This is a genomic window from Brevundimonas lutea (genome assembly GCF_003704105.1).
GTDB lineage: Bacteria > Pseudomonadota > Alphaproteobacteria > Caulobacterales > Caulobacteraceae > Brevundimonas > Brevundimonas lutea.
Genome location: NZ_QUOQ01000008.1, coordinates 122910 through 143493, shown reverse-complemented (window position 1 = coordinate 143493; position 20584 = coordinate 122910). Strand labels below are relative to the sequence as shown.

Below are 20584 nucleotides of genomic sequence, written 5' to 3'. Positions count from 1 at the left end.
TCCCGATAGAAGCGACCGGTTCGTCGTCACCGGTACGGCGCGTCCAGTTCCAGGTTCTTCGCGATCTGGCGTTCCCAACGGTCGCCGTTCGCGAGCAGGCGTTCCTTGTCGTAATAGAGTTCTTCCCGCGTCTCGGTGGTGAACTCCTGGTTCGGTCCCTCGACGATGGCGTCCACCGGGCAGGCCTCCTGGCAGAGGCCGCAGTAGATGCATTTCACCATATCGATGTCGTAACGGGTCGTGCGGCGGCTGCCGTCGGCGCGCGGTTCGGCCTCGATGGTGATGGCCTGGGCCGGACAGATGGCCTCGCACAGCTTGCAGGCGATGCAGCGTTCCTCGCCGTTCGGATAGCGGCGCAGCACGTGCTCGCCCCGGAACCGCGGCGACTGCGGGTTGCGCTCGAACGGATAGTTCACCGTCGCCTTGGGGCGCAGCATGTATTTGAACGAGAGGCCCAGCGCGCCGATGACGTCCAGCATCATCGCGCCCTTGGTCGCCTGGACGATCCGGGTGAAGCTCATGAGCGGTCTCCGGCGCGACCGCAGTCGCGCCTGTAGGCGGGGGAATCGGGTTCGAGGGTGTGGCAGTAGTCGCGGCGCTGCTTCTCCTGCTGACGCTCCCACTGATAGGGCGAGTTCGGCGCGGCCTCATAGGGCGCGGCGCAGCCGGCCAGCGTCAGGGCGCCGCCGCCAAGGATCATCAGACCGCGCATCAGGCGCCGCCCTGCACGAAGACGCGCCAGGCCGACACCACGATCACCGCCACTAGCGAGGTGGGCAGGAAGATTTTCCAGCCCAGACGCATCAACTGGTCGTAGCGATAGCGCGGCACGAAGGCCTTCACGATGGCGATCATCACGAAGCAGAAGATCGTCTTGGCGAACAGCACGGCGAGATAGAACAGATTGGCCAGGATCGGCGGCCAGCCGTTCAGGAAGTCGGTCGGAAAGCCCGGGTGCCAGCCGCCGAAGAACAGCAGGCTCATCAGCACGCACATGAAGACGATGTTGGCGTACTCGCCGATCATGAACAGCAGGTACGGCGTCGAGCTGTATTCGACCTGATAGCCGGCCACGAGCTCGGACTCGGCCTCGGGCAGGTCAAACGGCGGCCGGTTGGTCTCGGCCAGGGCCGAGATGAAGAAGATGATCGACATCGGGAACATGATCACGATCAGCGGCAGGCTGCCGAGGCCCCCGCCAAAGGCGTTCCAGTTCCAGATCCAGCCCGACTGCTGGGTCACGATCGAGGTCAGGTTCATCGTCCCGGCCAGCAGGATCACATTGACGATGATCAGGCCGATCGAGACCTCGTAGCTGACCATCTGCGCGGCGGACCGCAGCGACCCCAGGAACGGATACTTCGAGTTCGAAGCCCAGCCGCCCATGATGATGCCGTACACGCCCAGAGACGAGATGGCGAAGATGTAGAGGATGCCGACGTTCAAGTCCGAGATCACCCAGCCCGGCGCGAACGGGATCACCGCCCAGGCGATGAAGGCCAGGATGAAGGTGATCAGCGGCGCCAGGATGAAGACGACCTTGTCGGCCCCGGCCGGCACGACGATCTCCTTCAGCACGAACTTGAAGAAGTCGGCGAAGGATTGCAGCAAGCCGAACGGCCCAACCACGTTCGGACCCTTGCGCAGCTGAACCCCCGCCCAGATCTTGCGGTCGGCCAGCAGCAGGAAGGCCAGCGAGATCAGGATTCCGACCGTCACCAGCAGGATTCCGCCGGCGGTGATCAGCGTCCATCCGAGAGGGCTAGACCAGAAATCCATCAGACGATCCCCGCGAACTGGACGAACACCGTGAGCGTCAGCGTGAGACCCAGCAGCAAAAGAATACGCACCGCCCAGGTCAGCCGCGTAACAGCCTCATCGTCGAGACCGAGATGAGCGTTGCTGAACACGAACCTGAGAAACCCGATCAGGCCCGGCAACGAGCCATTGAACGCACTGAACGGGCCAATGCCTCGCCGCTCAACGGCGGGCGTGTTCAGTCGACGCTCAAGAAGAAAGCACGTCGCGACATAGGTCAGGTTCGTCACGAAGGCCGCGCCGAACAGGCCGAAAAATTCAGGCGGAATGGCCGAATCGGTCATCGCCCTACTCCGCCGCCATCGCGACCGGCGTCACGCGCTGGGCGGACAGTTCGGCCATGGTCGCGCTGGCCCGCGCGATCGGGTTGGTCAGATAGGGGTCGAGGATCGGCGAGCGGAACTCGCCCTCGCCCGGATCGCCCTTCTTGCCCAGGGCGCCCACGTCGAAGGCGGCCGCCGGCACCAGATAATCGATCCGGCCAAAGGTCGGATGGTCGCCCATCAGCCGCTGACGCAGCTGGTCTAGGCTGTCGTACGGCAGGGTGTGGCCCACGCGCTCGGACAGGGCGCGGATGATGGCCCAGTCTTCCTTGGCCTCGCCCTTGGGGAAGACGACCCGTTCGGCCATCTGAACCCGACCCTCGGTATTCACATAGATCCCCGGCTTTTCCGTATAGGCCGCGCCCGGCAGGATCACGTCCGCCCCGTGCGCGCCCCGGTCGCCGTGGCTGCCCAGATAGACGCGGAAGGCGTCCGAGCCCGTCGTATCCACCTCGTCGGCGCCCAGCAGGAACAGCACGTCCAGCGCGCCCGGCTTGACCATCCCGGCCACGTCCAGACCGCCGTCGGCGGGCGTGAAACCCATGTCCAGACCCGCCACGCGGCCGGCGGCGGTGTGCAGCACGTTGAAGCCGTTCCAGCCGTCCTTCACGACCCCGACCTTCTTGGCCAAAGCACCGATGGCGTTCAGCACCGCCGCTCCGTTGGCGCCCGCGATGGCCCCGGCCCCGACCACGATGGCCGGCCGTTCGGCGTTCTTCAGCGCGTCCGTGGCCGCCTTGGGCAGCTTCGACAAGGTTTTCGCCCCGGCGCCCAGATGCTCGACCTCATACGTCAGGTCCGCCGCCTCGCCGATCGACAGGATGCGGGTGTCCCCCGACAGCCAGCCCTTGCGCAGACGCGCGTTCAGCAGCGGCGCCTCGACGCGTGGATTGGTCCCGATCAGCAGCACCACATCGGCCTGCTCGATCCCGGCCACGCCCGAATTGAACAGCCAGCCCTCGCGGGCCTCGCCCCCGACAGCCATGCCATCCTGACGGCAATCGGTGTTGGCCGAGCCCAGCGCCCGGAACAGGTCCAGCGTCGCCTTCATGCTCTCGGCGTCCTGCAGGTCGCCGGCGATGACGCCGATGCGGTCGGCCGGCGCGGCCGTCAGCCTGTCGGCCACGACGCCCAGCGCCTCGCTCCACGAGGCCGGGCGCAGACGCCCGTTCTCGCGCACATAGGGCTGGTCCAGACGCCGGCGGGTCAGGCCGTCGACGGCATACCGGCTCTTGTCCGACAGCCACTCCTCGTTGATGTCCTCGTTGACGCGCGGCAGCACCCGCATCACCTCGGCGCCCCGCGCGTCGGCGCGGATGTTGGAGCCCAGGGCGTCCATCACGTCGATGGTCTCGGTCTTCTTCAGTTCCCACGGCCGATAGTGGTACTGCCACGGCCGGTGGGTCAGGGCGCCGACTGGGCACAGGTCGTTGACATTGCCCGACAATTCCGAGTCGATCGACTGTTCCAGATAGGTGGTGATCTCGGCGCTTTCGCCGCGCGAGATCATGCCGATGTCCGGAACGCCCGCCACCTCGGTGATGAACCTCACGCAGCGGGTGCACTGGATGCACCGCGTCATGAAGGTCTTGATGGTGGGGCCCATGTTCTTTTCTTCGACGGCCCGCTTGTTCTCGTCATAGCGCGAGGCGTCGCGGCCATAGCCCATGGCCTGGTCCTGCAGGTCGCACTCGCCGCCCTGGTCGCAGATCGGGCAGTCCAGCGGGTGATTGATGAGCAGGAACTCCATCACCCCCTTGCGGGCCTTCTCCACCATCGGCGTGTTGGTGAAGATCTCCTGGCCCTCGGCGGCCGGCAGGGCGCAGCTGGCCTGGGGCTTGGGCGGCCCCGGCTTCACCTCGACCAGGCACATGCGGCAGTTGCCGGCGATCGACAGCCGCTCGTGATAGCAGAAACGCGGAATCTCCTCGCCGGCGCGCTCGGCGACCTGGAGCACGGTCATGCCGGGCTCGAACTCGGTCTCCACGCCATTGACCTTGGCGACGGGCATCAGCGGGCCTCTTGTCCGTTCAGAGCCACATCGGTGCGGCTCGTCGACCCGTCAGGTTGGGTCTGGATGACGGTGATCGTCTCGCCGTCCTGGGCAAAGCGCAGGATCGGGTCCTGGGCGGTGTCCATCCACCGCTCCTGGGCGTCGTCCGGCAGGCCCGTGGGCCGCCAGCTGACCACGTCGCCCGAGACGCGGCACTCGGCCGTCCGCCGTCCGCCGTCCACCGGCGCCGGCCAGGATAGGCTGACCACCCCGTCGGATAGCGCGTCGGCGGTCAGGTCGGCCGGCTGCTGCTCATGCACCACCGACAGCACCGCCCGACACACGGCGCGCAGGCCGGCGTCGTCCAGAACCGGCGCGGGCGTCGCCGCCTCGACCGGCGCGGGCGCGGCGACCGGAGCCCCCTCGCCCGCCGGCGTCGCCTCACGCTCGCCGCAGGCGGCGAGGGTCAGGGCTGCGAACCCGGCCAAGGTAAGGAGAATGCGTTCAGCCATCCGCCCTACTCCGCCGCGATCGCGTGGCCGGCGAAGTTCGCGCGGGCGTTGCGGTAGTTGGCGATGCGCTCTTCGATCTCGTGGCGGAAGTGGCGGATCAGCCCCTGCACCGGCCAGGCGGCGGCGTCGCCCAGGGCGCAAATGGTGTGGCCCTCGACCTGACCGGCGACGTCCAGCAACAGGTCGATCTCCGACGGATCGGCCTCGCCGATGGCCATCCGCTCCAGCACCCGCCACATCCAGCCGGTGCCCTCGCGGCACGGCGTGCACTGGCCGCAGCTCTCGTGCTTGTAGAAATAGCTGATGCGCGCGATCGCCTTCACCAGGTCGGTCGACTGGTCCATCACGATGACCGCCGCCGTACCCAGACCCGAGCGCATCTCGCGCAGACTGTCGAAGTCCATCAGCGCGGTCTCGCTCATCTCGCGCGTGATCAGCGGCACCGACGACCCGCCCGGTATCACCGCCTTCAGATTGTCCCAGCCGCCGCGCACCCCGCCGCAGTGCTCTTCCAGCAGCTGCTTCAGCGGGATCGACATCGCTTCTTCGACATTGCACGGCCGGTTCACATGGCCGCTGATCGACATGATCTTGGTGCCGGTGTTGTTCGGCCGGCCAAAGCCCGCGAACCACTCCGCGCCCCGGCGCAGGATGGTGCCGACGACCGCGATCGACTCGACGTTGTTCACCGTGGTCGGCATGCCGTACAGGCCCGCACCGGCCGGGAACGGCGGCTTCAGGCGGGGTTGGCCCTTCTTGCCCTCCAGGCTTTCCAGCAGGGCCGTCTCCTCGCCGCAGATGTAAGCGCCCGCGCCGTGGTGAATGTAGATGTCCAGGTCCCAGCCGTGGACATTGTTCTTGCCGATCAGCCTGGCCTCATAGGCCTGCTTGACCGCCGCCTCCATCCGCTCGCGTTCCAGCACATATTCGCCGCGCAGATAGATGTAGCAGGCGTGCGCCTGCATGGCGAAACAGGCGATCAGACAGCCTTCGATCAACAGCTGCGGATCGTGCCGCATGATCTCCCGATCCTTGCAGGTGCCGGGTTCGGATTCGTCGGCGTTGACCACCAGATAGTGGGGCCGGTCTTCCTTCACTTCCTTGGGCATGAAGGACCACTTCAGCCCGGTCGAGAAACCGGCCCCGCCGCGTCCGCGCAGGCCGGAGTTCTTGACGTTGGTGATGATCCAGTCCCGGCCCAGCGCCAGCATGTCGCCGGTCGCGTTCCAGCAGCCGCGCTTCTTCGCCCCCTCCAGCGTCCAGTCCTGGAGGCCGTACAGGTTGGTGAAGATGCGGTCTTTGTCCTCGAGAATGCCGACCATGGCTTACTCAATCTCCCGAAGGCGGCGACGGTGGTGTTGGGTGCGCAGGAAGATGGCGTAGATCATCAGAACCCAGCCCCCGGCCAGGGCGCCGTAGCCCAGGGTCTGAACCAGGCGCGGCTCCAGCCCCAGCTGCGGCGCTCCCCACAGGATGGCGACCGCCAGCACGATCAGCGCGAAGCCCGCCAGCCGCTGTTTGCGGCCCACGGAGCGCAGCTCGACGCGATAGGCGCGCACGCCCTCGTCGGAGGAGAAGTCGGGACGCGTCACGCCGGCTCCTTCGCGGGAGCCGAGTTCGGCAGGGTCTTGATCGGCTTGGCGGCCGAGCCGTCATACAGCTTGGGATCGGTCAGGGTGATGGCCCCGCCCTCAGGCTCGGACGACGCCCGGCCCACGCGGCTGCCCGGCTGGGGCGCCTTGCCCGCCGCGAAGTCGTCGATGATCCCGGCCATGTCCTCGGCCGTCAGGTCTTCGAAATAATAGTCGTTGATCTGCGCCATCGGCGCGTTGGCGCAGGCGCCCAGGCACTCGACCTCCTGCCAGGTGAACCTGCCGTCCGCCGACAGCTGGTCCTTGGGCCCGATCTTCTCCTTGCACACCCGCATCAGTTCGCCCGAACCACGCAGCATGCACGGCGTGGTGCCGCACACCTGGATCAGGGCGGCCGTGCCGACCGGCTCCAGCTGGAACATGGTGTAGAAGGTCGCGACCTCCAGCACCCGAATGGTCGGCATGTCCAGCAGGGCCGCAATGGCGCGGATGGCGGGTTCGGAGACCCAGCCCTCCTGCTTCTGGACCAGCCACAGGATCGGGATCACCGCCGACTGACGCCGATCAGCCGGATATTTGGCGATCCACCACTCGGCCTTCTGCATCGTCGCCTTGGAGAAGGCGAAGCTGTCCGGCTGCACTTTGGCGAGACGACGCACGCTCATCGATCGACCTCACCGAACACGATATCGAGGGACCCCAGGATGGCGCTCACGTCCGCCAGCATGTGCCCGCGGTTCATCCAGTCCATCGCCTGCAGGTGACGGAAGCCCGGCGCCGAGATCTTGCAGCGATAGGGTTTGTTGGTCCCGTCCGAGACCAGATAGACGCCGAACTCGCCCTTGGGCGCCTCGACCGCGGCATAGACCTCGCCCGGCGGGGTGCGGAAGCCCTCGGTGTAGAGTTTGAAGTGATGGATCAGGGCTTCCATCGACCGCTTCATCTCGCCGCGCTTGGGCGGAGCGATCTTGTTGTCCTGGATCATGACCGGATCGCCGGGGCAGTTGCGCAGCCGGTGGATGCACTGCTCCATGATCCGCAGGCTCTGCTTCATCTCCTCGACGCGTACGAGGTAGCGGTCCCAGCAGTCGCCGTTCTTGCCGACCACCACGTCGAACTCCAGCTCGGCGTAGCACTCGTACGGCTGTGACTTGCGCAGGTCCCAGGCGATGTCCGAGCCGCGCAGCATCACGCCGGTGAAGCCCCAGGCCAGGGCCTGTTCCTTGGACACCACGCCGATATCGACGTTGCGCTGTTTGAAGATGCGGTTCTCGGTGACCAGGCTTTCGATGTCGTGCAGCGCCGCCGGGAAGGTCTCGCACCACTTGGCGATGTCGTCGATCAGGGCCGTCGGCAGGTCCTGGTGCACGCCACCCGGCCGGAAATAGTTGGCGTGCAGCCGCGCCCCGCAGGCGCGCTCATAGAAGACCATCAGCTTCTCGCGCTCCTCGAAGCCCCACAGCGGGGGCGTCAGGGCGCCGACGTCCATGGCCTGGGTCGTCACGTTCAGCAGGTGCGACAGGATGCGGCCGATCTCGGAATACAGAACCCGGATCAGCTGCGCCCGATACGGAACCGACACGCCCAGCAGTTTCTCGATCGCCAGGCAGAAGGCGTGCTCCTGGTTCATCGGCGAGACGTAATCCAGCCGGTCGAAATAGGGCACGTTCTGCAGGTAGGTGCGCGCCTCCATCAGCTTTTCGGTGCCGCGGTGCAGCAAGCCGATGTGCGGATCGACCCGGTCGACGATCTCGCCGTCCAGGTCCAGCACCAGGCGCAGCACGCCGTGCGCCGCCGGGTGCTGGGGGCCGAAGTTGATGGTGAACTTGCGCTCGTCCGGGTCGCCGCGCCGGATCACCTCGGCGCCCTCTTGGAAGCCGAGATCGACGGCGGACTTGGGCTTGGGGGTCGCGTCGTCGGCCATCACGCCTTGCCTCCGCTGGGCGTGCCGGCCGAGCCGATCGCCTTCTCGTCGCCCGGCAGCGGCGGCTGGGCGTAGTCGGCGCCCTCCCACGGCGACAGGAAGTCGAAGCGGCGGAATTCCTGGGTCAGTTTGACGGGCTCATAGACCACCCGCTTCTGCTCCTCGGACCAGCGCACCTCGACATAGCCCGTCATCGGGAAGTCCTTGCGCAGGGGATGCCCCTGAAAGCCGTAGTCGGTCAGCAGCCGGCGAAGGTCCGGGTGGCCCGAGAACAGCATGCCGTACATGTCGAACGCCTCGCGCTCGAACCACTCGGCGCACGGCCACACCGGAATGGCGCTCGGCACCGGCGCCTGCTCGTCGGTCGCCACCTTGACCCTGAGACGCAGGTTCCGCGTCATGCTGAGCAGGTGATAGACCACATCGAAACGCTCGGCCCGCTCGGGATAGTCCACACCAGTCAGGTCGATCAGCTGCTGAAACCCATACTGGTCCCGCAGCGCGGTCAGCACCTCCAGCACCCGGTCGCGCGTCGTGGTGAGGTTCAGCTCGCCATGCGCCAGCTCGATATCCACCGACAGCGCCCCCGCCAGCTCACGCCCCAGATCGCTCAGGGCGTCGGCGGCGACCGTGGTTTCCACGACGTCGGTCATCGCTCGATCGTCCCGATCCGTCGGATCTTCTTCTGCAGCTGCAGCACGCCATAGACCAGCGCCTCCGCCGACGGCGGGCACCCCGGCACATAGACGTCCACCGGCACGATCCTGTCGCAACCCCGAACAACACTGTAACTATAGTGATAATACCCGCCGCCGTTGGCGCAGCTGCCCATCGAAATCACGTAGCGGGGGTCCGGCATCTGGTCGTAAACCTTACGAAGAGCCGGAGCCATCTTGTTGGTCAGGGTGCCGGCCACGATCATCACGTCGGACTGACGCGGGCTGGCGCGCGGCGCGAAGCCGAACCGCTCCAGGTCATAGCGCGGCATGGCCGCCTGGATCATCTCCACGGCGCAGCAGGCCAGGCCGAAGGTCATGAACATCAGTGAGCCGGTGCGGGCCCAGGTGATGATGTCCTCCGCCGAGGCGGTCAGAAAGCCGCGCTCGCCTAGCTCGGTGTTGACCTGCTCGAAGAACTTGTCGTGGATCTTCGGATCGTAGCCCTCGACAGTCGAGCGCGCGCCCTGACCATAGGGCGTCACCAGTTGCGACGACGCGCCCTGATTTCCCTGACCGATGACGGGAACATTGTTGTCCACGGTCACTCCCATTCCAGGGCTCCCTTCTTCCACTCGTAGAGGAAGCCGACCGTCAGCACGCCCAGGAAGACCATCATCGACCAGAAGGCGAAGATCATCTGCGCCTGCGGCAGGTCGAACATCGACACCGCCCAGGGGAACAGGAAGGCGATCTCCAGATCGAAGATGATGAACAGGATCGACACCAGATAGAAGCGCACGTCGAACTTCATCCGCGCGTCGTCAAAGGCGTTGAAGCCGCACTCATAGGCCGACAGCTTTTCCGCGTCCGGGTTTTTGGGCGCGATCACCCAGGCCGCCAGCATGAAGCCCAGGCCCAGGACCGCCGCGATCCCGAAGAAGACCACGATCGGCAGATATTCGAGCAGGAATTCCGTCATCTCAAACGACCTCGGCCGCCGGGGGGATGGCGGCGGATTCGGGCTCTTCTAAACGCTCCCGGCGGGGGTTCAAACCCCGATGGCGCAAGGAATTTGTGAGAATGGCTCGCAGCTTTGCCGCTGCCGCGCGTGAGACGGCCGCACACGCGAAAGGGCGGCCGGATCGCTCCGACCGCCCCTTCAAAGGCGTGGCGATGACGAAGCCGATCAGGCCCCCTCGTCGTCTCCGTAGGCGGCCAGGACCGGACCGGAGTCCTTGCCCTTGGCGTCGGCGTCGCGATCGACGAACTCGATCACGGCCATCGGCGCGTTGTCGCCGTGGCGGAAGCCGGCCTTCATGATGCGGATGTAGCCGCCGTTACGCTCGGCGTAACGCGGAGCCAGGGTCTCGAACAGCTTGCCGACCTGGGTCACGTCGCGGACGTGGCTGATGGCCTGACGGCGAGCGTGCAGGTCGCCCTTCTTGCCGAGCGTGACCAGCTTCTCCACGAAGGGCCGCAGCTCCTTGGCCTTGGGCAGGGTCGTGGTGATCTGCTCGTGCTTGATCAGCGAGGCGGCCATGTTGGCGAACATGGCCTGGCGGTGGCTGGCCGTGCGGCCGAGCTTGCGATAGGCGGCGCCGTGGCGCATCGGGGTCTCTCCTACTCAACCCGGTTTCCAGCTGCCTGGACCTGGGCTTTTTCATTCTAACCGCTCCGCGACCCGGACGCATGCCCGGGCCTGGGCGGAGGGTTGAAACTAGATCTGGTCTTCGAACTTCTTGGCCAGATCGTCGATGTTTTCCGGCGGCCAGTTCGGCACGTCCATGCCGAGCGACAGGCCCATTCCGGTAAGCACTTCCTTGATCTCGTTCAGCGACTTGCGGCCGAAGTTCGGGGTGCGAAGCATCTCGCCCTCGGTCTTCTGGATCAGGTCGCCGATGTAGACGATGTTATCGTTCTTCAGGCAGTTGGCCGAACGCACCGACAGCTCCAGCTCGTCCACCTTCTTCAGCAGGGCCGGATTGAAAGGCAGGTCGGGCTTGCCGTCCGCCTCGGCCGTGACGGCCTTGGGCTCTTCGAAAGTGATGAAGATCTGCAGCTGGTCCTGGAGGATGCGCGAGGCGTAGGCCACGGCGTCCACCGGCGACACGGCGCCGTTGGTCTCGACGTCGAGGATCAGCTTGTCATAGTCCAGCGACTGGCCCTGACGGGTCGGCTCGACGCGATAGGCGACGCGCTTGACCGGCGAATACAGGGCGTCGACGGCGATCAGGCCGATCGGCGCGTCTTCCGGACGGTTGTGCTCCGACGCGACATAGCCCTTGCCGTTCTGCACGGTCAGTTCCATGCGCACGGTGGCGCCGTCGTCCAGGGTGCAGATCAGGTGATCCGGGTTCAGGATCTCGATGTCCGAGGACGCCTCGATCTGGCCGGCGGTCACCGGGCCGGGGCCGGTGGCCTTCAGCGTCATGCGCTTGGGGCCTTCAGCGTGCATGCGCAGCGCCAGCTGCTTGATGTTCAGCACGATGTCCACGACGTCCTCGCGCACGCCTTCCAGCGAGGAGAACTCGTGCACCACGCCGTCGATCTGGATGGCGGTCACGGCGGCGCCTTGCAGCGACGACAGAAGCACGCGGCGCAGGGCGTTGCCCAGGGTCACGCCAAAGCCGCGCTCCAGCGGTTCGGCGACCAGACGGGCCTTGCGCTGAGCGTCGGTCCCGATCTCGATCTGCGGCTTTTCGGGACGGATCAGTTCTTGCCAGTTCTTTTCGATCATGGGTGTCCCTCGAAACGGGTTTCGCCGGTCCCCCTCCCCTCGTCAGACGAGGCGGGACCGGCGGAGAATGGGGTAGTCAGCGACGGGGCGTCTTAGACGCGGCGGCGCTTTGGCGGGCGGCAACCGTTGTGCGGCATCGGGGTGACGTCGCGGATCGTGGTGATCGTCATGCCGGCGGCCTGCAGGGCGCGCAGGGCCGATTCACGGCCGGAGCCCGGTCCCGACACGTTCACTTCCAGCGTCTTCACACCGTGCTCGCCGGCCTTCTTGGCGGCGTCCTCGGCGGCCATCTGGGCGGCGTAGGGCGTCGACTTGCGCGAACCCTTGAAGCCCATGTGCCCGGCGCTGGACCAGGAGATGGCGTTCCCCTGGGCGTCGGTGATGGTCACCATGGTGTTGTTGAAGCTGGCGTTTACATGCGCCACGCCCGAGGTGATGTTCTTGCGCTCGCGCTTTTTGACGCGACCCGGTTCCTTGGCCATCGGTACGGCTCTCTCTTACTTCTTCTTGCCGGCGATCGGCTTGGCGGGACCCTTGCGGGTGCGGGCGTTGGTGTGGGTGCGCTGGCCGCGGACCGGCAGGCCCTTGCGGTGACGCAGGCCGCGGTAGCAGGCCAGGTCCATCAGACGCTTGATGTTCATCGAGGTCTCGCGACGCAGGTCGCCCTCGACCATGTGGTCGCGGTCGATGGTCTCGCGGATCGACAGCACCTCGGCGTCGGTCAGCTGGTTCACGCGGCGGGCCGGCTCGATGCCGACCTTCTCGGTGATTTCCTTGGCGGACTTCGGACCGATGCCGTGGATGTACTGAAGCGCGATTTCGACGCGCTTGTTGGTCGGGATGTTGACGCCAGCGATACGGGCCACGAAATTCTCCAGATGCGCGTGTCGGGACGCAACAAACGCTCCGGTCAACAGACCAGGAGCGTTGGCGCCCTTCGCGGAAGGCCGCTCTTATACAGGGGATTCCCTGTGCGTCAACCGGGACCCTGGTAGGGCAGTTCCAAGGGGTCAAACTCTATGCCGATGGTTTGATCGTACGTTGGCGCAAACCGCCCGGGACCGCGCGTGGAATGAAACACGAATTCACGTGCTTTCCTCAGCGCCACCTCTCCAGCGCCCGGCACAGATTCCTCCATGACACGGCACCGGTCGAAGCGCCTCTCACCCCCCCGAATCCTGCAATCCAGGATCGCGTAAGGCAGCGCGCTCCGCCTCAGCGCGGCCCGATCGACCTTCTCCGCAATGGTCGCCCCCTTCGGCCCCCTAATGAGCGTCGGACCCTCAGTTCCGCCTTCGCCCGTTCCGGGCCCTGAGCCCGATCCGCGTCCCGAGCCGGCTCCCGTCCCGGCCACGATCCCGGACACGCCCCGCGCCGCCTGCACCGGATCGGTGTCCGACATACCGACGACCAGCGGCTGCTCGACGGCCTGCACCGGCGGCGCCAGAACCTCTATGCGATCCAGAGGCGGCTCAGGCGGCGTATGGGTCCGCGACGGCGCCGAGGGCTTGCCGCCGCCGCCAACGGTCGGAGCCGTCCGCAAGGCCGGCTGCGGCGCGATCAGTTCGACGAGCATCGGCGGAAAGTCGGGAATTTCCGGCGGTGGATCGGTTCGCGCGAGCAGCAGAAGCAGGAGGAGCGCACCGTGCAGGCCGGCGACCGCGATCCCGGTCGTCGCGCGTGTCCGAAGGTCAGCCTGTCCCGTCGCTGTCATCGCCCTGCCTCTCAACCAAGAGGCTATGTCACGCCCACCCTTGGAGCAAGTCGGACGAACGGCGCTATGGCGGTAAGTCGAACGTCACCCCGATGGAAACCTCGGCGCCATCCACCGGTACACCGTCTTCGTAAGGAGGGCGGACCACAAACAGGGGCGCCGAAGCGACCGCCGCTCGCCCGAAGCCAAGGCCTGGCGGCGACTCGCTATCTGCTCGGCATTCCGTCAGGCGCTGTCCACGGATGCGGCAGGTGATCATGGCCTGGCCCGACAGGCCTCGGCGAATCGCCGCGCGGGGGTGAAAGCGCCCTAGCTCAACCTGGCTCGGGCCTCGGATGACGCGCCACCGCTCCGTTCCGCCTGTCCCCGGTCCGGCCCCAGACCCGATACCGGTCCCTGTGCCCGTCCCCTGCCCGCCCAGGCCGAAGCCTGGGTTTGGGCTCTCGATCGGAGCGACCCCGACCAGCGGGGCCTGCTCCTCGGCGGGCTCGATGGGCGCGGGTATCTCGGGCTCGACCTCGACCGGCTCGGGCGGCGTGCGCACCACTGAGGGCTGGGCCGGCCCCCCACCCCCCACTTCAGGCGCCGGGTCGGCGGGCGGGTCTTCGGGTGGGCGCGGCGGCCACAGCACCACCTCCATCGGCGGGGTCGGCTCCGGCGGCGCCAGCACCTGTTCGACCTGGATCAGCCACCAGGCTATCCCGGCGTGCGCAAGCACGATGGCGGCGATGATCGCCAATCGCCAGGGTTTGCTGGTGAGACTCTTCAGGCGCTCGCGAAGCCAGGGCATGGACGCCAGACTGCCGGTTTCAGCCGGCGCCGTCGAGCGTCCCGTCGATACCGTCAGCGACCTGATCGATCGAGCCCATGCCGTCGATCTCGGTCAACTTGCCCTGCCCTTCGTAATAAGGAAGCAGCGGCGCGGTCTGGCGATTGTAGACGGCCAGCCGATCCTTGAAGGTCGCCGGATTGTCGTCGGCGCGGCCCTGGTCGGCGAAACGCTTTTCGATGCGGGCGGTCAGGGCGGCGTCGTCCACCTTCAGGCGGATCACCCGATCTATCTTGGCGCCGCGCGTTTCCAGCATGGCGTCCAGCGCCTCGGCCTGGGCCACGGTGCGGGGGAAGCCGTCGAAGATGGCGCCGCCAGCCGCCTCGGCCTCCGGCAGGCGATCCTCGATCAGGGCGATGACGATCTCGTCGGTGACCAGATCGCCGCGCGCCATGATGTCCTTCACCGTCTGCCCCAGTTCCGAGCCCGAAGCGATGGCGGCCCGCAGCATGTCGCCGGTCGACAGCTGGACCATGCCGCGCGTCTCGACCAGGCGCTTGGCCTGGGTGCCCTTCCCGGCGGCCGGAGGCCCGAACAGGATCAGATTCATCGGGCCCCTCCCCTGAGGTTCAGATTACCGGCGGACAGGCGCCGGCATACCCCGACCGCCGCCGCGACCGCCCTGTCCGCGTCCGCGCAGCTTGGCCTTCTTGATCAGGCCTTCGTACTGGTGCGCCAACAGGTGCGACTGGATCTGCGCCACGGTGTCCATGGTGACCGAAACCACGATCAGGATCGAGGTGCCGCCGAAATAGCCAACGGCGGGGAACTGGCCGATCATGAACTCCGGCAGCAGGCAGACGGCGGTGATGTAGATGGCGCCGATCGTGGTCAGGCGGGTCAGGACGTAGTCGATATACTCCGCCGTCCGCTTGCCCGGCCGGATGCCCGGCAGGAAGCCGCCGTACTTCCGCAGGTTGTCGGCCGTGTCCTCGGGATTGAAGGTGATCGAGGTGTAGAAGAAGCAGAAGAAGATGATCAGCGCGCCGTAGAGCACCAGGAACAGCGGCTGGCCGTGGCTCAGCTGCGCCGCCGCGGTCGGCAGCCAGGACATCCAGCTGGGCAGGTCGGCGTTGGCCGTCATCTGAGCCACCGTGGCCGGCAGCATCAGCAGCGACGAGGCGAAGATCGGCGGGATCACGCCGGCGGTATTGACCTTCAGCGGCAGGAAGCTGCGCTCCCCGCCCGCCATGCGGTTGCCTTCCTGGCGCTTGGGATACTGGATCAGGAGCCGGCGCTGGGCCCGCTCCATGAAGACAATGAAGCCGACCAAGGCGACCGCCAGCACGACGATGAAGATCAGGGCGAAGGCCGAGATCTGCCCCTCCTGGGCCAGGCCCAAAAGACGGCCGATGGTGCCCGGCAGCACGGCCACGATGCCGGCGAAGATCAGCAGAGAGATGCCGTTGCCGACGCCGCGCGCGGTGATCTGCTCACCCAGCCACATCAGGAACATGGTGCCGCCGGTCAGGGTCACGACCGTGGTGGCGATGAAGAAGATTCCGGGATTGTCGACCATGCCCTGAGAGGCGTTCAGGCCAACGGCGATGCCCATCGACTGGGCGATGGCCAGCACCACGGTCAGATAGCGGGTGTACTGGTTCAGGGTCTTGCGGCCCGCCTCTCCGCCTTCCTTCTTCAGCTTCTCCCACGGGCCGTACACGGCGCCCATCATCTGCACGATGATCGAGGCGGAGATGTAGGGCATGACGTTCAGGGCGAACACGGCCATCCGCTCCACCGCGCCGCCCGAGAACATGTTGAACATGTCCAGGATGCCGCGCTGCTGATCCGGGTTGCCGAAGAAGTCCAGGAAGGCCTGGGAATTGATGCCCGGGATCGGGATGTAGGTGCCGATCCGATAGACGATCAGCGCGCCCAGCGTGAACAGCAGGCGCTTGTGCAGCTCGGTCGCCTTCGAAAAGGAACCGATGTTCATATTGGCTGCGAGTTGTTCGGCGGCCGAAGCCATCAGGCGGTCTCCCCGGAGACGCTAATGCGACAAGCGTCGTCAGATAGGCGGAAAGCGGCGCTCTTGCGAGGGCCGCTTTCCGGGAAATCGTCATCGGCGGGGCGCGGCGGGGCGCTCACGACCCCGACGACGACGGTCATGCTCAGGCCTTGTCGGCCTTCTTCGCCTTGGGAGCCGGCGGCTTGCCCTTGGCGGCGTTGCGCTTTTCGACGCGGGCCTTGGCGGCTTCCTCGGCGGCGATGCGCTGCTCGGTGACCGAGCCGCCCGCGTCCTCGATGGCCTTCTTGGCGCCGGCCGAGGCCGACCAGACGACCAGGTTCAGCTTGGCCTTCAGCTCACCGGTGCCGAGCACGCGGACGCCGTCCTTGGCGCGACGGATCACGCCGGCGGCGACCAGGGCCTCGGCGTTGATTTCCTTCTTGGCGTCCAGCTTCTTGGCGTCCACGGCGTCCTGCAGACGCCACAGGTTCACCTCGGCCAGCTTCAGCGCGCCGGGGTTGTTGAAGCCGCGCTTGGGCATACGCATGTACAGCGGCATCTGGCCGCCTTCGAAGCCGCCGATGGCGACGCCCGAACGTGACTTCTGACCCTTGACGCCGCGACCGGCGGTCTTGCCCTTGCCCGAGCCCGGGCCCCGGCCGACGCGCAGCCGCTTCTTGCGGGCGCCCTCGTTGTCTCGGATTTCGTTCAGTTTCATCGGCCTGATCCTTTCGGGTGCTAGCGCCCGGACAGCGTCCGGACTCGGCTCTGTAAAAATGAAGGGCCGCCTATAGGCAGCCCTCCGGATCTTCGCAAGTCGAGGACCTGCTTACTTCTCGACCACTTCCACCATGTGGGCGACCTTGGCGATCATGCCGCGCACCGAGGGGGTGTCCTCCAGGGTGGTTTCGCGGCCCAGCCGGTTCAGGCCCAGGCCCACCAGGGTGGCGCGCTGGTCCGACTTGCGGCGGATCGGCGAGCCGGTCTGGCGAACGGTGACGTTCGTCTGTTCCTTCTTGGCCATCATCAGCTCTCCACGGCTTCGGGCGACGAGGCGCCGTCGTTGCGGCGGCCCATGATGTCACCGACCTTCTTGCCGCGCTTGGAGGCGACCTGACGGGGCGAGGACTGCACCTTCAGCGCTTCAAACGTGGCGCGGACCATGTTGTAGGGGTTGGACGAGCCGGTCGACTTGCCGACCACGTCCTGGACGCCCAGGGTTTCCAGCACGGCGCGCATCGGACCGCCGGCGATGACGCCGGTGCCCGGAGGGGCCGCGCGGACCATGATCTTGCCGGCGCCCCAGCGGCCGTTGCCGTCGTGGTGCAGGGTCCGGTTTTCGCGCAGCGGAACCCGGATCATGGTCTTCTTGGCTTCCTCGGTCGCCTTGCGGATGGCTTCCGGCACTTCGCGCGCCTTGCCGTGACCGAAGCCGACGCGGCCCTTGCCGTCGCCGACGACCATCAGGGCCGCGAACGAGAACCGGCGGCCGCCCTTCACGGTGGCGGCGACGCGGTTGATGTGGACCAGCTTCTCGACGATGTCCGAATCGGGACCGTCGGCGGCCGGAGCGTTGCGGTTATCGCGGCGATTGCGATCGCCGCCGCCGCGTTGGGGTTGATGCGCCATGCGTCTCGTCCCTTAGAAGTTCAGGCCGGCTTCGCGCGCGGCTTCCGCCAACGCCTTGACCCGGCCGTGATAGATGTAGGAGCCGCGATCGAAGACGACGTCCGTGACGCCCTTCTCCAGCGCGCGCTCGGCGACGAGCTTGCCGATCCGGGCCGCGGCGGCGGTATCCGCCCCCTTGCCCTTCTTGCCCTTTTCGCCTTCCAGCGAAGAGGCGGCCGCGATCGTGATCCCCTTGGAATCGTCGATCACCTGGGCCGAGATGTTCTTGTCCGAGCGGTGCACCGACAGACGCAGACGGCCATTGGCCACCGCCTTCAGGCGGTTGCGGGTGCGCTGCTGGCGACGCTTGGCGGTATCGCGAAGAGAAAGAGCCATGACTTACTTCTTCTTGCCTTCCTTGCGCCGGACGGTTTCGCCCTGATAGCGCACGCCCTTGCCCTTGTAGGGCTCCGGCGGACGCAGCTTGCGGATGTTGGCGGCGATCTCGCCCACGACCTGCTTGTCGTTGCCCGAAATCTTGATCTCGGTCTGCTTCGGCGTGGCGAAGGTGACGCCTTCCGGAGCCTTGACGTCCACCTCGTGCGAGAAGCCGAGCTGGAGCGACAGGTTGGAGCCCTTCATCGCCGCGCGATAGCCGACGCCGACCAGCTCGAGCGTGCGCTCGAAGCCTTCGGTCACGCCGGTCACCATGTTGGAGACCAGGGTGCGCGACAGACCCCACATGGCGCGGGCGCGCTGGGTGTCCGAACGCGGGGTCAGGGACAGCTCGTCGCCGTCCTGCTTGACCTCGATCTCTTCGGCCACGGTCCAGGAGCGCTCGCCCTTGGGACCCTTCACGGTCACGGTCTGGCCGTCGAGCGTCAGGGTGACGCCCTTCGGGATGGAGATGGTCTTCTTGCCGATACGGGACATGTCAGTAGACCCTGCAGAGGACTTCGCCGCCCACGTTTTGCTCGCGGGCCGCGGTGTCGGACATGACGCCCTTGGACGTCGACAGGATCGAGATACCCAGGCCGTTCTTGATCGGCTTCAGGTCGGAGATGGCCGAATAGACGCGGCGGCCCGGCTTGGACACGCGGCTGATCTCGGCGATGACCGGCTGGCCGTCGAAGTACTTGAGCTCGATCTCGAACTGCGGAAACTCACCCGGGTTCTGAACCAGGTTGTAGCCGCGGATGTAGCCTTCGTCCTGCAGCACGTCGAGGACGCGCTGGCGCAGACGCGAGGCCGGGGTCAGCACCGTGGAACGCTTGCGGGTCGCGGCGTTCTTGATGCGAGCGATCATGTCGCTCAGGGGATCATTGATCATCATGGTCTGTTTCTCCCCTTACCAGCTCGACTTGGTCATGCCGGGGATCTGACCCAGCGAGGCCAGGTCGCGAAGGGCGATACGGCTCATGTGCAGCTTGCGGTAATAGGCGCGCGGACGGCCCGTCACCTCGCAGCGGTTGCGGATACGAACGGCCGCGGAGTTGCGCGGCAGCTCGGCCAGCTTCAGGCGAGCGGCGAAACGCTCTTCCAGCGGCAGGCTCTCGTCATTGGCGGTGGCCTTCAGCGCGGCGCGCTTTTCGGCGTACTGGGCGACCAGCTTCTTGACGCGTTCGTTGCGGTTTACGGCGGACTTCTTAGCCATGGTGCTCTTTCCTTCCCGCTCAGTTCGTCACGAACGGGAACTTGAACTCGGTGAGGAGAGCCTTGGCTTCCTCATCGGTCTTGGCCGTGGTGCAGACAATGATGTCCATGCCCCACATCTGGTCAATCTGGTCGTAGTTGATCTCGGGGAACACGATGTGCTCCTTCAGACCGGTGGCGTAGTTGCCGCGACCGTCGAACGAGGTGCCCTTCAGGCCCCGGAAGTCCTTCACCCGCGGCAGCGCGATGGTGATGAACCGATCCAGGAACTCGTACATCCGGTCGCCGCGCAGGGTGACCTTGCCGCCGATGATCATTCCCTCGCGCAGCTTGAAGCCGGCGATGGAGTTGCGGGCCTTGGTCGGCACGGCCTTCTGGCCGGCGATCTGGGTCAGGTCCTTGAGGGCTGCGGTCGCCTTCTTGGAGTCGGCCACGGCTTCACCGATGCCCATGTTCAGGACGATCTTGTCCAGCTTGGGGATCTGCATCTCGTTCGAATAGCCGAACTTGTCCTTCATCGCGGCGCGGATGCGCGCTTGATACTCGGACTTCAGCCGGGGGGTGTATTGGGCCTCAGCCATTGATGGCGTCTCCCGTGGTCTTGGCGAAGCGCACCTTCTTGCCGTCGTCGACGCGGAAGCCGACGCGGGTCGGCTTGCCGTTGGCGTCGGCGATGGCGACGTTCGACAGGTGAAGCGACGCTTCCTTGTTCTTGATGCCGCCCTGGGGATCACCCTGGGAGGGACGGGTGTGGCGCTGGACCATGTTGACGCCCTGCACCACCACGCGGCCCTCGGCCGGCAGCACGCGCGTGACCTGGCCGGTGCGGCCCTTGTCCTTGCCGGTCAGGACAACGACGTTGTCGCCCTTCTTGATCTTCGCGGCCATTACAGCACCTCCGGCGCGAGCGAGATGATCTTCATGTGGTTCTTGGCGCGCAGCTCGCGCGGAACCGGGCCGAAGATGCGCGTGCCGATGGGCTCGTTCGACTTGTTGACGATCACGGCCGCCGACTTGTCGAAGCGGATGACCGAGCCATCCTTGCGCTGGATGTCCTTGGCGGTGCGAACGACGACGGCGCGCAGCACCTCGCCCTTCTTCACGCGACCGCGCGGGATGGCTTCCTTGACGGACACGACGATCGTGTCGCCCACCGAGGCGTAGCGGCGCTTGGAGCCGCCCAACACCTTGATGCACATGACCCGGCGAGCGCCCGAATTGTCGGCCACCTCCAGGTTAGTTTGCATCTGGATCATAGGATCCGATCCTTC

The 20584-nt window shown here is 66.3% G+C and carries 31 protein-coding genes; all 31 read right to left on the bottom strand.

The features are described 5' to 3' along the window. Positions 1-26: 26 nt before the first annotated feature. Positions 27-521: an NADH-quinone oxidoreductase subunit NuoI gene (gene nuoI / locus EES48_RS14230; protein ID WP_122468755.1), complete on the bottom strand. Its 495-nt coding sequence runs from the start codon at positions 519-521 to the stop codon at positions 27-29. After that, the gene (locus tag EES48_RS14225; protein WP_122468751.1) at positions 518-712 is read right to left on the bottom strand and encodes a hypothetical protein; all 195 of its coding nucleotides are present in this window, start codon (positions 710-712) and stop codon (positions 518-520) included. Before EES48_RS14225 ends, nuoI begins: the two co-directional genes overlap by 4 nt. Continuing rightward, positions 712-1779 (bottom strand): NADH-quinone oxidoreductase subunit NuoH, encoded by a 1068-nt coding sequence (gene nuoH / locus EES48_RS14220; protein ID WP_420807954.1) that lies wholly within the window; start codon positions 1777-1779, stop codon positions 712-714. The genes EES48_RS14225 and nuoH overlap by 1 nt, the downstream gene beginning before the upstream one ends. After that, complete coding sequence (locus tag EES48_RS14215; RefSeq protein ID WP_122468744.1) at positions 1779-2102, bottom strand: hypothetical protein; 324 nt, start codon at positions 2100-2102, stop codon at positions 1779-1781. The genes nuoH and EES48_RS14215 overlap by 1 nt, the downstream gene beginning before the upstream one ends. A gap of 4 nt (positions 2103-2106) precedes the next feature. Continuing rightward, positions 2107-4152: an NADH-quinone oxidoreductase subunit NuoG gene (gene nuoG, locus EES48_RS14210; protein WP_122468740.1), complete on the bottom strand. Its 2046-nt coding sequence runs from the start codon at positions 4150-4152 to the stop codon at positions 2107-2109. Next, the gene (locus EES48_RS14205; RefSeq protein ID WP_122468737.1) at positions 4152-4646 is read right to left on the bottom strand and encodes a hypothetical protein; all 495 of its coding nucleotides are present in this window, start codon (positions 4644-4646) and stop codon (positions 4152-4154) included. Before EES48_RS14205 ends, nuoG begins: the two co-directional genes overlap by 1 nt. Before the next feature lie 5 nt (positions 4647-4651). Beyond that, entirely contained in the window at positions 4652-5968 is a 1317-nt protein-coding gene (nuoF, locus tag EES48_RS14200) for an NADH-quinone oxidoreductase subunit NuoF (protein ID WP_122468734.1), read from the bottom strand. A 3-nt stretch (positions 5969-5971) separates the two neighbouring features. After that, on the bottom strand, positions 5972-6238 hold the full coding sequence (locus EES48_RS14195; protein ID WP_122468731.1) for a hypothetical protein: 267 nt from the start codon (positions 6236-6238) through the stop codon (positions 5972-5974). After that, positions 6235-6903, bottom strand: a complete 669-nt coding sequence (gene nuoE / locus EES48_RS14190) for an NADH-quinone oxidoreductase subunit NuoE (protein WP_122468726.1) — start codon at positions 6901-6903, stop codon at positions 6235-6237. Before nuoE ends, EES48_RS14195 begins: the two co-directional genes overlap by 4 nt. After that, positions 6900-8162, bottom strand: a complete 1263-nt coding sequence (locus tag EES48_RS14185) for an NADH-quinone oxidoreductase subunit D (protein WP_240623386.1) — start codon at positions 8160-8162, stop codon at positions 6900-6902. The genes nuoE and EES48_RS14185 overlap by 4 nt, the downstream gene beginning before the upstream one ends. Beyond that, the gene (locus EES48_RS14180) at positions 8162-8815 is read right to left on the bottom strand and encodes an NADH-quinone oxidoreductase subunit C (protein WP_122468721.1); all 654 of its coding nucleotides are present in this window, start codon (positions 8813-8815) and stop codon (positions 8162-8164) included. Before EES48_RS14180 ends, EES48_RS14185 begins: the two co-directional genes overlap by 1 nt. After that, on the bottom strand, positions 8812-9453 hold the full coding sequence (locus EES48_RS14175) for a NuoB/complex I 20 kDa subunit family protein (protein WP_420807953.1): 642 nt from the start codon (positions 9451-9453) through the stop codon (positions 8812-8814). The genes EES48_RS14180 and EES48_RS14175 overlap by 4 nt, the downstream gene beginning before the upstream one ends. After that, positions 9423-9800, bottom strand: coding sequence for an NADH-quinone oxidoreductase subunit A (locus EES48_RS14170; protein ID WP_122468713.1), 378 nt, complete (start codon positions 9798-9800; stop codon positions 9423-9425). The genes EES48_RS14175 and EES48_RS14170 overlap by 31 nt, the downstream gene beginning before the upstream one ends. A gap of 207 nt (positions 9801-10007) precedes the next feature. Then, complete coding sequence (rplQ, locus tag EES48_RS14165) at positions 10008-10430, bottom strand: 50S ribosomal protein L17 (RefSeq protein ID WP_122468710.1); 423 nt, start codon at positions 10428-10430, stop codon at positions 10008-10010. A 108-nt stretch (positions 10431-10538) separates the two neighbouring features. Further along, positions 10539-11558 carry a DNA-directed RNA polymerase subunit alpha gene (locus EES48_RS14160; protein WP_122468706.1) on the bottom strand — a complete coding sequence of 340 codons (1020 nt, stop codon included), beginning with the start codon at positions 11556-11558 and terminating at the stop codon, positions 10539-10541. A 92-nt stretch (positions 11559-11650) separates the two neighbouring features. Next, entirely contained in the window at positions 11651-12040 is a 390-nt protein-coding gene (gene rpsK / locus EES48_RS14155) for a 30S ribosomal protein S11 (RefSeq protein ID WP_122468702.1), read from the bottom strand. 15 nt (positions 12041-12055) lie between these two features. Further along, positions 12056-12424 (bottom strand): 30S ribosomal protein S13, encoded by a 369-nt coding sequence (rpsM, locus tag EES48_RS14150; protein WP_122468889.1) that lies wholly within the window; start codon positions 12422-12424, stop codon positions 12056-12058. 110 nt (positions 12425-12534) lie between these two features. Next, positions 12535-13272 carry a hypothetical protein gene (locus EES48_RS14145; RefSeq protein ID WP_122468698.1) on the bottom strand — a complete coding sequence of 246 codons (738 nt, stop codon included), beginning with the start codon at positions 13270-13272 and terminating at the stop codon, positions 12535-12537. A 64-nt stretch (positions 13273-13336) separates the two neighbouring features. Next, the gene (locus tag EES48_RS14140; protein ID WP_122468689.1) at positions 13337-14062 is read right to left on the bottom strand and encodes an energy transducer TonB; all 726 of its coding nucleotides are present in this window, start codon (positions 14060-14062) and stop codon (positions 13337-13339) included. A gap of 19 nt (positions 14063-14081) precedes the next feature. Further along, on the bottom strand, positions 14082-14651 hold the full coding sequence (locus EES48_RS14135; RefSeq protein WP_122468686.1) for an adenylate kinase: 570 nt from the start codon (positions 14649-14651) through the stop codon (positions 14082-14084). A gap of 24 nt (positions 14652-14675) precedes the next feature. Continuing rightward, complete coding sequence (secY, locus tag EES48_RS14130) at positions 14676-16073, bottom strand: preprotein translocase subunit SecY (protein ID WP_122468681.1); 1398 nt, start codon at positions 16071-16073, stop codon at positions 14676-14678. A gap of 142 nt (positions 16074-16215) precedes the next feature. Beyond that, positions 16216-16770, bottom strand: coding sequence for a 50S ribosomal protein L15 (gene rplO, locus EES48_RS14125; protein WP_122468677.1), 555 nt, complete (start codon positions 16768-16770; stop codon positions 16216-16218). A gap of 111 nt (positions 16771-16881) precedes the next feature. After that, on the bottom strand, positions 16882-17076 hold the full coding sequence (gene rpmD, locus EES48_RS14120) for a 50S ribosomal protein L30 (RefSeq protein WP_122468886.1): 195 nt from the start codon (positions 17074-17076) through the stop codon (positions 16882-16884). Between the two features lie 2 nt (positions 17077-17078). Next, a complete protein-coding gene (rpsE, locus tag EES48_RS14115) occupies positions 17079-17681 on the bottom strand; it encodes a 30S ribosomal protein S5 (protein ID WP_122468673.1) in 603 nt (200 codons plus the stop codon). A 12-nt stretch (positions 17682-17693) separates the two neighbouring features. Further along, complete coding sequence (gene rplR / locus EES48_RS14110; RefSeq protein ID WP_122468669.1) at positions 17694-18056, bottom strand: 50S ribosomal protein L18; 363 nt, start codon at positions 18054-18056, stop codon at positions 17694-17696. A 3-nt stretch (positions 18057-18059) separates the two neighbouring features. After that, the gene (gene rplF / locus EES48_RS14105; protein ID WP_122468664.1) at positions 18060-18593 is read right to left on the bottom strand and encodes a 50S ribosomal protein L6; all 534 of its coding nucleotides are present in this window, start codon (positions 18591-18593) and stop codon (positions 18060-18062) included. A gap of 1 nt (position 18594) precedes the next feature. Continuing rightward, positions 18595-18993: a 30S ribosomal protein S8 gene (gene rpsH, locus EES48_RS14100; protein ID WP_122468660.1), complete on the bottom strand. Its 399-nt coding sequence runs from the start codon at positions 18991-18993 to the stop codon at positions 18595-18597. A gap of 15 nt (positions 18994-19008) precedes the next feature. Next, a complete protein-coding gene (gene rpsN, locus EES48_RS14095) occupies positions 19009-19314 on the bottom strand; it encodes a 30S ribosomal protein S14 (RefSeq protein ID WP_122468657.1) in 306 nt (101 codons plus the stop codon). 19 nt (positions 19315-19333) lie between these two features. After that, positions 19334-19894 (bottom strand): 50S ribosomal protein L5, encoded by a 561-nt coding sequence (gene rplE, locus EES48_RS14090; protein ID WP_122468652.1) that lies wholly within the window; start codon positions 19892-19894, stop codon positions 19334-19336. Then, the gene (gene rplX, locus EES48_RS14085) at positions 19887-20201 is read right to left on the bottom strand and encodes a 50S ribosomal protein L24 (RefSeq protein WP_122468649.1); all 315 of its coding nucleotides are present in this window, start codon (positions 20199-20201) and stop codon (positions 19887-19889) included. Before rplX ends, rplE begins: the two co-directional genes overlap by 8 nt. Then, positions 20201-20569, bottom strand: coding sequence for a 50S ribosomal protein L14 (gene rplN / locus EES48_RS14080; protein ID WP_122468645.1), 369 nt, complete (start codon positions 20567-20569; stop codon positions 20201-20203). The genes rplX and rplN overlap by 1 nt, the downstream gene beginning before the upstream one ends. Positions 20570-20584 lie beyond the last annotated feature (15 nt).

What these genes read in the sequence shown, in the direction of transcription:
- nuoI (WP_122468755.1), bottom strand. Translation starts at nt 521, where the DNA reads ATGAGCTTCACCCGGATCGTCCAGGCGACCAAGGGCGCGATGATGCTG.
- EES48_RS14225 (WP_122468751.1), bottom strand. Translation starts at nt 712, where the DNA reads ATGCGCGGTCTGATGATCCTTGGCGGCGGCGCCCTGACGCTGGCCGGC.
- nuoH (WP_420807954.1), bottom strand. Translation starts at nt 1,779, where the DNA reads ATGGATTTCTGGTCTAGCCCTCTCGGATGGACGCTGATCACCGCCGGC.
- EES48_RS14215 (WP_122468744.1), bottom strand. Translation starts at nt 2,102, where the DNA reads ATGACCGATTCGGCCATTCCGCCTGAATTTTTCGGCCTGTTCGGCGCG.
- nuoG (WP_122468740.1), bottom strand. Translation starts at nt 4,152, where the DNA reads ATGCCCGTCGCCAAGGTCAATGGCGTGGAGACCGAGTTCGAGCCCGGC.
- EES48_RS14205 (WP_122468737.1), bottom strand. Translation starts at nt 4,646, where the DNA reads ATGGCTGAACGCATTCTCCTTACCTTGGCCGGGTTCGCAGCCCTGACC.
- nuoF (WP_122468734.1), bottom strand. Translation starts at nt 5,968, where the DNA reads ATGGTCGGCATTCTCGAGGACAAAGACCGCATCTTCACCAACCTGTAC.
- nuoE (WP_122468726.1), bottom strand. Translation starts at nt 6,903, where the DNA reads ATGAGCGTGCGTCGTCTCGCCAAAGTGCAGCCGGACAGCTTCGCCTTC.
- EES48_RS14185 (WP_240623386.1), bottom strand. Translation starts at nt 8,162, where the DNA reads ATGGCCGACGACGCGACCCCCAAGCCCAAGTCCGCCGTCGATCTCGGC.
- EES48_RS14180 (WP_122468721.1), bottom strand. Translation starts at nt 8,815, where the DNA reads ATGACCGACGTCGTGGAAACCACGGTCGCCGCCGACGCCCTGAGCGAT.
- EES48_RS14170 (WP_122468713.1), bottom strand. Translation starts at nt 9,800, where the DNA reads ATGACGGAATTCCTGCTCGAATATCTGCCGATCGTGGTCTTCTTCGGG.
- rplQ (WP_122468710.1), bottom strand. Translation starts at nt 10,430, where the DNA reads ATGCGCCACGGCGCCGCCTATCGCAAGCTCGGCCGCACGGCCAGCCAC.
- EES48_RS14160 (WP_122468706.1), bottom strand. Translation starts at nt 11,558, where the DNA reads ATGATCGAAAAGAACTGGCAAGAACTGATCCGTCCCGAAAAGCCGCAG.
- rpsK (WP_122468702.1), bottom strand. Translation starts at nt 12,040, where the DNA reads ATGGCCAAGGAACCGGGTCGCGTCAAAAAGCGCGAGCGCAAGAACATC.
- EES48_RS14145 (WP_122468698.1), bottom strand. Translation starts at nt 13,272, where the DNA reads ATGACAGCGACGGGACAGGCTGACCTTCGGACACGCGCGACGACCGGG.
- EES48_RS14140 (WP_122468689.1), bottom strand. Translation starts at nt 14,062, where the DNA reads ATGCCCTGGCTTCGCGAGCGCCTGAAGAGTCTCACCAGCAAACCCTGG.
- EES48_RS14135 (WP_122468686.1), bottom strand. Translation starts at nt 14,651, where the DNA reads ATGAATCTGATCCTGTTCGGGCCTCCGGCCGCCGGGAAGGGCACCCAG.
- secY (WP_122468681.1), bottom strand. Translation starts at nt 16,073, where the DNA reads ATGGCTTCGGCCGCCGAACAACTCGCAGCCAATATGAACATCGGTTCC.
- rplO (WP_122468677.1), bottom strand. Translation starts at nt 16,770, where the DNA reads ATGAAACTGAACGAAATCCGAGACAACGAGGGCGCCCGCAAGAAGCGG.
- rpmD (WP_122468886.1), bottom strand. Translation starts at nt 17,076, where the DNA reads ATGGCCAAGAAGGAACAGACGAACGTCACCGTTCGCCAGACCGGCTCG.
- rpsE (WP_122468673.1), bottom strand. Translation starts at nt 17,681, where the DNA reads ATGGCGCATCAACCCCAACGCGGCGGCGGCGATCGCAATCGCCGCGAT.
- rplR (WP_122468669.1), bottom strand. Translation starts at nt 18,056, where the DNA reads ATGGCTCTTTCTCTTCGCGATACCGCCAAGCGTCGCCAGCAGCGCACC.
- rplF (WP_122468664.1), bottom strand. Translation starts at nt 18,593, where the DNA reads ATGTCCCGTATCGGCAAGAAGACCATCTCCATCCCGAAGGGCGTCACC.
- rpsH (WP_122468660.1), bottom strand. Translation starts at nt 18,993, where the DNA reads ATGATGATCAATGATCCCCTGAGCGACATGATCGCTCGCATCAAGAAC.
- rpsN (WP_122468657.1), bottom strand. Translation starts at nt 19,314, where the DNA reads ATGGCTAAGAAGTCCGCCGTAAACCGCAACGAACGCGTCAAGAAGCTG.
- rplE (WP_122468652.1), bottom strand. Translation starts at nt 19,894, where the DNA reads ATGGCTGAGGCCCAATACACCCCCCGGCTGAAGTCCGAGTATCAAGCG.
- rplX (WP_122468649.1), bottom strand. Translation starts at nt 20,201, where the DNA reads ATGGCCGCGAAGATCAAGAAGGGCGACAACGTCGTTGTCCTGACCGGC.
- rplN (WP_122468645.1), bottom strand. Translation starts at nt 20,569, where the DNA reads ATGATCCAGATGCAAACTAACCTGGAGGTGGCCGACAATTCGGGCGCT.